Here is a 12,339-nt window from a genome sequence, read left to right on the forward strand (position 1 = left end):
CGAGGTGCGGCCCGGCCGGGCCGCCGACGCGGCCGGCATGGGACCGGACGGCGGCGATCCGCCGCTGCGTGACGAGGAACTGCTGAAGCTGCTCCAGCGGCTCGCGTTCTGGCTGGTCACCAATCGCCGGCTGATTCTGGACCACGACGTCGCCGAACGCCGCGTGGCGGCGAGCCTCTTCGGCCTGCGCAGTGGCAGCGAAAGCCCGCGGCGGACGCTTGAGTACCTCGCCCATGAGAGCGGTCTGCTGCGTGAGCTGCCCGATCGCTCGATCGAGTTCGTCCATCGCACCTTCCGCGACCATCTCGCGGCCAAGGAGGTTGTCGAGGAGGAAAACCTCAACCTGATGCTCGACAACGCGGACAAACCGCACTGGCACGATGTGGTGGTGATGGTCGGCGCGCACGCACGGCCCAGCGAGCGGACGAAGGTCCTGCTGAGCCTGCTCGATCGCGGCAGAACGGAACCCGAGCACCGTGACACCCTGTACCTCCTCGCCGCCGCCGTTCTGGAGCAGAGCGCCGTACTGCCACTCCAGGACCCGAACTCACCCGATGTGCGTGCCCTGGTGGAAGAGGCGATGGCCGAACTGATCCCGCCGCGGACCACGGCCGCCGCGGACCAGCTCGCCGCGGCCGGCGAGTTCGTCCTCGACCTGCTGCCCGACCCGAAGGGCCTCCCTCCGGAACGGGCCGCGCTGGTGGTGCGGGCGGTGGCACGGATCGCCGCGCAGTGGAACCCGCCGGGAGCCATAGACAAGATCCTTCAGTTCACCGCGAAGCCGGACAACCGGTCGATCAGCGAGCTGCTGGAGACCTGGGGCAGGTTCGGTGACTACGAGGTGTACGCGCGTGACGTGCTCAGTGAGATCGACTTCAGCCGGTTCAGCGTCCACTTGCAGAACCCCCGCCGGATCGAACGCATCGGGCACCTCAAGACCATCACGGACCTGCTGATACGCAACGACGTACCCGATCTGACTCCGCTCGCCGGCCTGCCCGCACTGCGCCGGCTCACCTTGCGGGACAACGGGATGACCTCGTTGGCACAGCTGGAGAACGTCCGGTCGCTCGAAGTGCTGATACTGGACCGGTGCTCGACGCGAGCCGCCACCAGGCCCCTGGACCTGTCGCCTCTGGGCAGGCTTCGGCTGCGCAGGCTCGTCGTGTCCGGACTGACGACACCGGTCGACCTCACGACTCTCGCCGGAGTCGAGCTGAACAGCCTGCGGCTGAGCGCACGGCCGAACGGCGCGCGGACGCTGCCGGCCGAACTGTACGTACGCCACCTCAGCCTGGTGGCCGGCGCACGCGGAACAGGCTTCGCCGCGGTGGGCGGAGTCCGCTCCGTACTCCTCGACTGGGCGCCGAACGCCACCGAACTGGCCGCCCTCGCCGGAATGCGGGAGCTACGGCGACTCATCCTCTGGCGCGTCCCAGGGACCACCCCTGTACCGGCGCTACCCGGCGTCGCGGTAACGATCTGCCCTGCCCCGATGGCTAACGGCTACCCCGACATGTGAGCGGGCCAGGAGGGCCGAAGAGTTCATTCCGGCTGTCGGCCGTCGGCTGTCAGCCGAGCTGCTTCACGGCGCTCCAGCCGCTGGAGCGCACCGTGGTGGCGGCGCCGAGGGTGGTGGCGCCGCCCTTGTACCGCAGCAGTGCCCCGGCGCTGTTGGTCGCCCAGATGTCGGGGATGCCGTCGCTGGTGGTGTCGGGGTTGCCGTCTCCGGGGGTGTCGGGGCTGCCGTAGACCAGGGGGTAATCGGCGGGCGGCATGGCCCCGGCGGCGTAGGTGTCGTCGCCGTCCAGGCTCCAGCCGGACTGGCCCAGGCTGTTGAGGACCGTGCCCACCCCGTCGCTGTCGAGGATGCCCTTGCGCAGGATGAGGTTGCCCGTGGGGCTGCGGTAGGTCATATCGGCGGCGCCGTCGCCGTTGTAGTCGGCGATCGCCACGAAGTCCCGGTCGCCCCAGGAGGCGGTGGTCATCTGCGTGGCGGTGGAGAAGGCACCTCCGCTGTAGCCGGCGAAGACCCACAGGTCGTCGCCCCCGTCGCCGCCGGCAACGAAGAGTTCGGGCCGGCCGTCGCCGGTGATGTCGCCCGCCGACTTGATCTCGGTGAAGGTGGCGGGTGAGGGTGCGTTGGCGGGCAGCCGCACCTCGACACGGCGGGTGACATCGGTGGCGCCGTAGCCGTCACCGGGGTAGATGAAGAGCCGGTTGTCGGCGGTGCGCACCACCCAGTCGGTGACGCCGTCGCCGGGGGCGAAGTCGCCGTTGTGGGTGACCAGGGCGTACGTGTTGTCGCCGTTCCAGATGTGCGGGGCGGTGGCGCCGTCCTGCAGCGGCGTCCCGTTTTTGTGAAGGCCCTGGCTGCTCGAGACCCACGTGCCGTTCATCGACACCGCGTCGATCCAGAAGTTTCCGGCGGCGTTGACGTGGCCGAGATCGGCGGTCCCGTCGCCGGTCAAGTCGCCGGGGCTGTCGGCTCTGGGGCGCGGGGTGACGTAGAAGGTGTGCTTGGTGGGGTCGGGGGAGATGTTGCCCGCCGCGTCCACGGCTTTGACGTAGAGGGTGTTGGGGCCGGCGGCGGGGGGCATGACCCCGGTGGCGGTAACCGAGGTGACGATCGTGGAGCAGGAGGCCGTGAGGCCGCCCGAGGTGCCCTGTTTGCCGTTGGCGCAGACGTAGCCGGCGTAGTTGGTGGAGTTGATGGAGTAGACGAACTTCACGATGTCGGTGTCCTTGACGTCACCGATCGCGAAGGTGAATTTCCCGGCGTTGCCGAAGGTGACACCGGACCAGACCTCGCCGTTGTTGTCGTTGTCGTTGTCGCCGGGGAACTCCGGCGAGACGACCTCGGCGGGGGACGAAGGCAGGGCGGTGTCATAGGTGAAGCGGCACATGCCGTCGCCACCGGTGGGTGCCCAGCCGCTGCTGACCTTGGCGTCCCAGGCCCGTACCCGCCACGCGTAGGTGTAGCCGTTGGTCAGGCCGGTGAGGGAGACCGAGGTGAGTTCGCCGTCGTCGGCCGCCTTGAACAGGCTCTTGTGGGTGGTTTCGTAGTTATTGGTGCGCCAGATTTCGAACTCCAGCTTGACGAGGTCGCTGTCGGGGTCGGAGGCCTTGGCGCTGGCGCTGGGCGTGGTTTTGCCGACCCTGATGTACGGGGACGCGCTGGTGTCGCAGGAGCCGGGGCTCATGGTGACCGAAGTCGGGGTGCCGGGCCTACGGTTGTACGTGATGGACACCGTCGGGGAGCCGTCGCCCTCGGCCCTGAACTTCTTCCAGGAGTACGTGTCCGTCTCCAGGGCCGATGCCGAGGTGGTCGGCGCGGAGGACGAAGTGGAGGCCACCAGGCCCACGTTGAAAGAGACCCAGCCCGCGTCGGCGGCATCCTGGGCCAGCGAGGTCACGGTGAAGTTGACATACGCGTCGGGGCAGGAGCTGGCCGACTTCCAGCCGTAGGCGAAGGACTTGGAGGTGATCTTCTTCTTCCAGCCGGGCTGCCTGTTCCAGGTGGTACCGGAGGAGAAGGGATCGGTGCGCCACACCTGCATCGTGCGCTTGCTGCACGACCAGGAGTGGGTCTCCAGGATCTTCATGGTGGCGCTGGAGACGTCCGCGTTCTTGATGGCGTCCTTGAGCTTGAAGCGGAAGAAGGAACGGGAGGTTCCCCAGGTGTCCCGCTCAAAGCCGACGCGGGCTTCCTTGGTGTCCTCGTTGTAGTTGGCGCCGTCGTAGAAGCTGGAGCTCGGGTACTTCTTGTAGACACTGGTCCAGTTGGCCCTGATGCCGACCATGGACGGGTCGAGGAACAGGGGGTACTCCGGGGCCTCGGCGCGAGTGAGGTAGCCGCTCGGCGGGATGACCGTCAGGACGCCGTCGTCGCTCAGCGAGGCCGCGGCGGTGGCGGCCCGCGCGCCCTCGCCGGGACCGCTCAGGCCGGGCAGGGCGAGCGTCTCGCCGGTGCCGGCCTGAACGGCGTAGGCGGCGGGTTCGGCACCCGGCCGGACCTCCGGGTTGTGATCGGGCCTGTTTTCAGGGTTCTCGTCGGCAGGCGTACCGCCGCCGGGCGCGGTGCTCTCCTCGACGGCCTCGGGGCCCTCGTTGGTGCCCGTGGCGGCATCCGGATCGGCAGCCGGGATGTCCGTGTCGTGGGTTCCCGCGGAGTCCCACAGGAAGGGCGTGGGCGCGACCACGATCTCGTTGGCCTCGCGGTCCTTGCCCTTGAGGACATCGGTGGCGGGGTCGAGGGAGAAGGAGAGCGTGGGCGAGGTGACGCGGTAGCGCGGCGGGGTCCCGGCCAGCTCGGTGGCGGCCTCGGGCGTGTGGACGACCAGGACGTTCGTGAAGCCGGTGTCCCGCGTGGTCAGCAGTAGGTCCACATCGGGGAGCACACCCTCGTACAAGGCCCTGTTGTCGTCGACCACCGGCTCGGGCAGTTCCCCGGGCCACTCGACATTCACCTCGTGCCCCTCGGCGTCCATCGACAGCAGCGGGGTCCAGGAGGCCGGCTGCTCGGCGGTCCGGACGGCGGCGTGGTACGCGCTCGCCCGGTCGGCGGTGCGGTACGAGGCCGTGCGGACGACTGCGGTGGAGGAGGAACCTCCGCTGTTCGCACGGGCTTTGGCGGCCGGAACGTACCCGGGGTCTCCTGCGGCGAAGGTGACGGGGTAGGGGCTGTTGACGGTCGACCAGCCGTCCTTCGTGCGCCGCAGCGAGGTGTCGATCGGCGCCCACTTCCCCTTGGCGTTCTTCGCCCGCACCGGCGCGACGGACGACGTGTAGGTGAAGGTGCCGTCCGGGTTGGCGTACGTGGTGGAGAACTCGTCGGTCAGCGTGGCCACTTCGGTCCGCTTTCCGGTCTCGCGGGCCTGACGCTGGGCGGTGTTCTCGTCGCCCGGTCCGCTGTTCTTCCCGGACTTGGCATCCGCCGGGGTTCCTGACGGCTTGTCGTCCCGCAGGGCCATGACGGCACAACCGCCGGCCAGCAGTGCCAACGCCAGCGCGGCGGCGAGGGCACGTCGGCCGCGCCGTCTGCCGGTGGGTGTCGCTTCGGGGGCCGCCTCGCTTGATCCGGCGGCGCTGTCGAGATCGCTCAAGGCCCTTCTCCAACACGATGGGCCGCGTCGCGGGGGCGCCGCTGCGGCGTGGCTCTTCGGAGTTGCCCCTGGGCCTGTGGCAAGCCTTGCGAGCGCGACGCGCCGGACCGGATGGGCGGTTGAAGTATGAGCAGGACATCTTCATGAGATCAACACCTTTGTGGAGCAGGGGAGTAGGCAGGGTGGAAGGGATGCCGGTTCAAAGTTTTCTTTGCAACTCTTTGTCAGATTTTGAACAGTGACATGGCTAACACAAACTTATTCCGCCTTGACGTGGATCTTCACAAGGCCGCAGTTTCATCCCGTCGTGGATCACCATGTGCCATCGGTCTGAGCGTTTCTGATGGTTTGTGACTCGGGAAGGGTCGATTGGCCGTGCGTGGGGTGTTGTCGTGGTGCGGCAAGGGTTTGCTGGCGCATAGGTCGCCCGGAGAACGCCTGATACGCCGAAGAGCGCGGGTCGGTGTTGTCGCCGCCGTGCTCCTCGCTCTCAACGCCACGCTGCTGCCCGGCGCTGTGGCGTTCGGCCCCGACAACAACACCCGTACGGAGGTCGAGCTCGACGAGTTGCAGAAGACGGACGCCGTCCCCGTCGACGAGGCCCGGGCCGGCGACCTCGAACAGCTCCACGGCGATGCCTCGACCACGCCGGCCAAGGAGCACGACCCGGCAGCGGTGGCCGAGGTGCCGGCGGCGTCCGGCACCAAGGCGGTCGCAGGCCTGACCGCGGGCGGCACGGCCCAGGTCGCCGCCTCCGCCGACGGCACGGTGAGCGTCGGCGTCGGCGCGCCGGAGGACGCGACCGCCGAGCAGGCCGATGCCCTGGAGGGCCAGTGGAGCGTCGCGGTCTCGTCCGAGGCCGAGGCGGTGAGCACCGGCGCGCAGGGCTTCATGCTCGCCGTCGACGCACCCGACACCGCCACCGGCGACGCGGTCGTCTCCATCGACGCCACCCGCTTCGCCGAGGCATACAGCGCCCAGTGGCTCGACCGGCTCTCCTTCGCTCTCATGCCCTCCTGCTACGCCACCACCCCTGAGTCGGAGGAGTGCTCGCAGGGCGTCCCCGTGACCACCGAGGTCAAGCGCACCGGTAGGACGGTGAGCGTGCCGCGCGGCTCCGGCGACGGCTCCGAGCCCGATCCCGGCGGGGACCCCGGCGAGGACCCGGCTGACGACGAGGTGGGTGACTCCGAGACCACCGCCGAGATTCCGGAGACCATTCTCAACTTGACCGTGGACACCGCTGCTCTGCAAGCCGTGTCGAGCGGCTCGGCGAGCGGGGCAGGCACCGCCGCGAGCACCGGGGAGGGCTCGTCGGCGGAGGCCGCGGTGTGGCGAGGGACGAGCGGGGCCACGAGCGTCCAGCAGGTCGCCGGCTCCGGAGGCGGCGCGTTGATGGTGGGCACCTCCTACGGGGCGGGCTCCGGTGGCGACTTCGCCGCCTCCCCGTTGGTCTCCGCCGGTTCCTGGAGTGCGGGCGGCTCCTCCGGCGCCTTCACCTACGCGTACACGATGGCCGGTCCGAATGTTCCCGCGGGCCCGTCCCCGAATGTCACGCTCAGCTACAACTCGCAGACTTCCGACGGGCGTACGTCCGCCACGAACAACCAGGTCTCCTGGATCGGCGAGGGCTGGGACTACCAGCCCGGCTCCATCACCCGCACCTTCGTGGGCTGCGCGGCCGACACCGCCGACGCCAACAACAAGGGACACTTCACCGGGGACCAGTGCTGGGGCAGCTACAACGCCACGCTCTCCCTCAACGGCACCACCACCGAGCTGGTGCGCGACGACACCACCAAAGAGTGGAAGAGTGCCCGCGGCGACAACACGCGCGTCGAACTGCTCGACTCCGACGATTACAAGCGCATCCTCGGTGTCACTCACACCTCGGGCAACGGTGACGACAACGGCGAGTTCTGGCGCGTCACCACCAGCGACGGCATGCAGTACTACTTCGGTCTCAACCGACTGCCGGGCTGGTCGTCGGGCAAGGAGGAGACCGACTCGGTGCTGACGGTGCCGGTCGCGGGCAACCACAGCAGTGACCCCTGCTACAACACCGACTTCGCCAAGTCGTTCTGCGACCAGGGCTGGCGTTTCCAGCTCGACTACGTCCTCGACCTGACCGACAACGCGATGACACTGTGGTGGGACAAGGAGACCAACGCCTACGCCCGGAACAACAAGGAGGCCAGTGCGGTCGCCTACGACCGGGCCGGCTATCTCACCCGCGTCGACTACGGGCAGCGCGCGAACACCCTCTTCTCCGCCGAGCCGCTGGGCCGCATGGTCTTCACCACCGGCGAGCGCTGCTTCGACGACGACAAGGAGTGGAAGTGCTCCAGCGGCAACTTCGACTCCAAGCAGTCCCACCTCACCCGGCCCTGGTTCGACACCCCCGCGGACCTCGCCTGCAAGGCGGACAAGAAGTGCTCCACGTACGCCCCGACCTTCTGGTCCCGCAAGCGCCTGGCCAAGGTCACCGCGTGCGCCCAGCGTGAACAGGGGGTGCGGCTCACCGAGTACACCTCGGACGGCAACGGCAACGAGTCGGGCTCCCGGCACGCGTGCGGCCTGGCGGACGACTCGGCCACCACGACCCTGCTGTCGAAGGTGGACGCCTGGGACCTCAAGCAGTCCTTCCCCTGGGACCTGACCGGTGAGTACACCTCGTTGTGGCTGGAGTCCATCACCCGCACCGGTTACGCGGTGGACGGTGACACCGGGCGCCTCAACCCCCTTTCCTTCGGCCACAACAGCAACCCGCTGCCCAACCGCGTCCAACAGGGCTCGGGTGACACCTCGCCGCTCTTCAGCCGACTGCGCGTCCAGGACGTGGTCTCCGAGTACGGCGGGCGCACCCACGTCGAGTACAAGGCACCCGGTGGCGCCTGCGCCAGCGGTAGGGACTTCCCCGATCCGGACAAGAACAAGCTGCTCTGCTATCCGGCCTACTGGCATGCCGACGGTGAGCTGACCGACAAGCGGATCTCGTGGTTCCAAAAATACGTGGTCGCGAAGATCACGGAGTTCCCACGCCTCGCGGACGCGGAGGAACTGACGACGACCTACTCGTACGACACCTTCGGCGACGATGTCGACGGCGCGTTGTGGGCCAAGAACCAGGCGGAGTTCTCCCGGCCCAAGACCCGTACCTGGGACCAGTGGCGCGGCTATCCCGTCATCACCACGGTCTCCGGCAAAACGGAGGACACCGCGGGCAGCGTCGCCGCCAAGACGGTCACGCGCTACTTCCGAGGCATGAGCGACGACGTCCTCGCGGACAGCACGCCCAACGATCCTTCCGACGACGTGAAGCGCTCCTCCACGCTCGCCGACATCACCGGCGCGGACATCAAGCCCGACCGGCAGGCGTACGCGGGCATGGTCGCCGAGTCCCTGACCTACACCAGAGAAGGCGACGCCACCTCCACCGGCTGGATATCACGCACCGTCAACGTCCCCGACGACCCGGTTCGCCTGGCCGTCCGCGACCGCACCGACGGCCCGGACGTGGTCGCCGAACGCGTCACCCTCGACACCGTCAAGACCATCACCAAGTCCTCGGGCACAGGGGACGACTCGTCGACCCTGCGCACGGTGACCACGGAGACCGACTACGACGGCACCTACGGTCTGCCGACCGAGGTACGGGAGTACGGCGACAAGGCGGCCCCCGGCGACGAGTCGTGCACCCGCACCTCGTACGTGCACAACACCGACAAGTACCTCATCGGCCTGGTCAGCCGGACCGTCACCACGACCGGCACCAGCACCTGCTCCGCCGAGCTGTCGGCCTCGACGGGTTCGACGCTGGTCTCCGGCTCGCGCGTCTACTACGACGACGCCACCTCGCACACCGCCACGCCCGCCAAGGGCCAGGTGACCAGGACCGAGGTGCCGACGGGAGCCGGCACCGCCTGGGACACCACCCACCCCGAGTCGCAGACCGCGTACGACTCGTACGGCCGTGTCAAGAAGGTGACCGACACCACGGGGCTGAGCAACACCACCGCGTACAAGCCGTCCGACGGTCAGGTCTACGAGATCGAGACGGTGCAGGGCAGCAAGGTCGTCGACGGCGCGGAGACCGGCTTCAGATCCGTCGCCACCGTCGAGCCAGGCCGCGGGGCCACCCTGACCTCGTCCGATCCCAACGGCCGCGTCGCCTCGTACAGGTACGACCCACTCGGGCGCACCACCGCCGCCTGGGACCCCACCCAGTCCACCGGTGACGACCCCACCGTGCGCTACTCCTACAACACCGACCCCGGGCGGCCGGTGTCCGTGGTCACCGAGTCGCTCGCGGACAACCCCGACAAGACCTCGGCCGGGGACGGCGCCTACAAGTCCTCCACCACGATCTACGACGGTCTGGGCCGCGAGCGGCAGTCCCAGACCCCGGCGGTGGGCGGCGGCCGGCTGATCACCGACACCCTCCACAACGGCTCCGGGCAGGTCCGCTCCACCAGGAACGCCTACTACATGGAGGGGGATCCCGACACCTCGCTGGTGGTCCCCGCCTCCCAGTCGCTCGTCCCCAACGCCACCGACTACACCTACGACGGCCTGGGCCGCGTGCTCACCGTCACTCCCGTCCACGATTCCTATCCGCAGACGGGCGAGACGTACACCAACAACGGGAAGGCGGTGCAGAGCGCGGACCGTCGCACCCGCTACGAGTACGGCCTCGACTACACCGTCGTCCGTCAGCCGAAGGGCACGCCCGCCTCGCGGGTGTGGACCGACGCGCTGGGCCGCACCGTGCGCCAGGACACCTTCAGCGACACGGCTCTGAGCGCCGCCGGTGAGATCAGCACCCGCTACTCCTACGACACCCGCGGCGACCTGGTCACCACCACCGACGAGGCCGGCCACACCCGCACGCGGGACTACGACCCCCTGGGCCGGGTCACCGACACCACCGACCCCGACACCGGCGCCACCCACACCGCGTACGACGCGTACGGGCGTGTGGACACGGCGACCGACGCCCGCGGTCAGACCCTCTCCTACAGCTACGACCGCTTCAACCGTGTGGCCGAGGTCAAGGCCACCCCGAAGGGCGGTACCTCCGGCACCGCCGTCCAGTCGTACGTGTACGACTCCGCGTCCGGCGGCAAGGGCCAGCTCGCCTCGGCCACCCGCTACACCGACGGCAAGGCCTACACCACCTCCATCGCCGGCTACACCGCCGACTACCAGCCCACGGCGATGACCCTGAAGCTGCCCGACGGCCCGACCGCGGGCACCACCGCCGACGGCTTCGTCACCCAGTACACCTACAACTACACCTACGACTCGGACGGCCAGCCGGAGTCGTACACCACTCCGGCGGTGGGCGGCCTGAGCGCCGAATCCGTGATCACCCGCTACAACGAGGCCGGGCTCCCGGTCACCGTCTCCGGCCACGACTGGTACGTCGGCGAGACCTCCTACTCGCCCTACGGGCAGGTGCTGCGCTCCACCGTGGGTGAACAGGGCCACCGGGTGTGGCAGGACAACACCTTCAACGAGTCCACCGGCGAGCTGCTGACCAGCGCCCTCGTCCGGGAGAACGCCACCGACAGGACCGTCGTCACCGGAACCGACGTGAGCAGGCGCTCCTACGCCTACGACCCTTCGGGCAACATCCTGTCCATCGGCGACAAGATCGGCGAAGCCGCCACCGACCAGCAGTGCTTCACGTACGACACGCTCGGACAGCTGACGCAGGCATGGACGACGCCCGGCGGCAAGTCCTGCACCGCCCCGGGCAGGAGCACGGCCGAGCCGGTGTACTCCGACGGGACCGTCAACGTCTCCTCCAACAGTGACGGCTACTGGCAGTCGTACACCTACGACGTCCTGGGCAACCGCGAGAAGAAGACGGCCCACAAAGCCGACCCGACGTTCACCTCGGGAGTACGAGACACCAAGGCTGATGTCGTCACCGACTACACCTACGGCACCAGCGACACCGCCAAGAACGACCAGCCGCACACCCTGACCTCCTACACCACCACCTCCACCGCGACGGCCGGGCCCACCGTCAAGTCCCGCTCCACACAGACCTATGACACCGCGGGCAATCTGGAGACCCGTACCTCGGGCGGTGACGCGGGCCAGAGCCTGACCTGGACCTGGGACGGCCAGGCCGAGTCCGTCACCGGCTTCGGCCCCGACGGCTCCGGGGCCTGGACCGGCGCGGCCGACATGTGCCTCGACCTCGCAGACTCGCTCACCACCGCCGGAACCGCCCTCCAGATATGGGTGTGCAACAGCACCAAGGCGCAGAACTTCCGCCTCCAGGCCACCGACACCGACAATGACGGCACGGCCGAGAATGCCTCCGTCGGACAGCTCGTCGTCGCGGGCCGCTGCGCTCAGCCGAACGGCACCACCGTCGGCGCGGCCGTCCAGATCCGGGCATGCGACACCGCCTCGGCCGCGCAGCGCTGGGAGTCGCTGAGCACCGGTCAGCTCAAACACAACAGCGGTCTGTGCATGGCCGCCCCGGCCACCACGGTCGGCACCGATCTGGTACTCGCGACCTGCAACTCGGCTGCGCCCGGCCAGATGTGGAAGCCGGCTTCCAAGACGACGTATGTGTACGACGCCCTGGGCAACCGCCTGCTGGAGCGCTCGGGCGCCGGGGCGGTGCTGCACCTGCCCGACACCACCGTCGCCCTGACCGCCGCGGGCAAGGTCCGCTCCGCGGAGCGTACCTACGGGCACGGTGGTGCCCCGACGGTGACGCGTTACCGCGGTGCGAACTCCACGGGCGGCACCAGCGAGTACATGTTCGCCGCGGCGGTCGACCACAACGGCACCCCGCTGGCCGAGGTCCGTCTGGACGGCGGCCAGGCCGTGCACATCACCAAGAAGGACCCGTGGGGTGACGACCGCGCCGCGAACATCTCGCAGCGCTCGCGCACCGCCTTCGCCACCGGCGACGACGACGCGGCGGCCGGCCTGGTGCACCTCGGGGCGCGGGAGTACGACCCGGCCACGGGCAGGTTCATCTCCGCGGACCCGGTGCTGGACGAGAGCGATCCGCTCCAGGCCAACGGCTACTCGTACGCCAACAACAACCCGGTCACCCATGCCGACCCCAGCGGTCTGACCTCGACGGCCTCCAGCTTCGACGCGTCCATCGCGGCGCTGGAGGCACAGATCGCCGAGTACCAGCGGACTCTCTCCGTCTCGATAGGCGATGTGATCCTGTCGACCGGCTGGGCGGTGTTCAAGG

General features: G+C 68.9%; 3 protein-coding genes. 2 read left to right on the forward strand and 1 reads right to left on the reverse strand.

Translation table 11 applies throughout. The features are described from left to right. The coding region (locus GA0115259_RS40120; protein WP_370747532.1) for an NACHT domain-containing protein at nt 1–1,522 on the forward strand (1,522 nt) is incomplete at its 5' end. A 49-nt stretch (nt 1,523–1,571) separates the two neighbouring features. On the opposite strand, the gene GA0115259_RS08890 is transcribed toward GA0115259_RS40120, so the two are convergent. Then, nucleotides 1,572–5,105, reverse strand: a complete 3,534-nt coding sequence (locus tag GA0115259_RS08890; protein ID WP_093593398.1) for a DNRLRE domain-containing protein — start codon at nt 5,103–5,105, stop codon at nt 1,572–1,574. Nucleotides 5,106–5,582: 477 nt separating this feature from the next. Between GA0115259_RS08890 and GA0115259_RS08895 the strand changes: the two genes are divergently transcribed. Next, nucleotides 5,583–12,339: ricin-type beta-trefoil lectin domain protein (locus tag GA0115259_RS08895; RefSeq protein WP_093593401.1), on the forward strand; the 6,757-nt coding region annotated here is incomplete at its 3' end.

The organism is Streptomyces sp. MnatMP-M17, from assembly GCF_900091995.1.
Classification (GTDB): domain Bacteria; phylum Actinomycetota; class Actinomycetes; order Streptomycetales; family Streptomycetaceae; genus Streptomyces.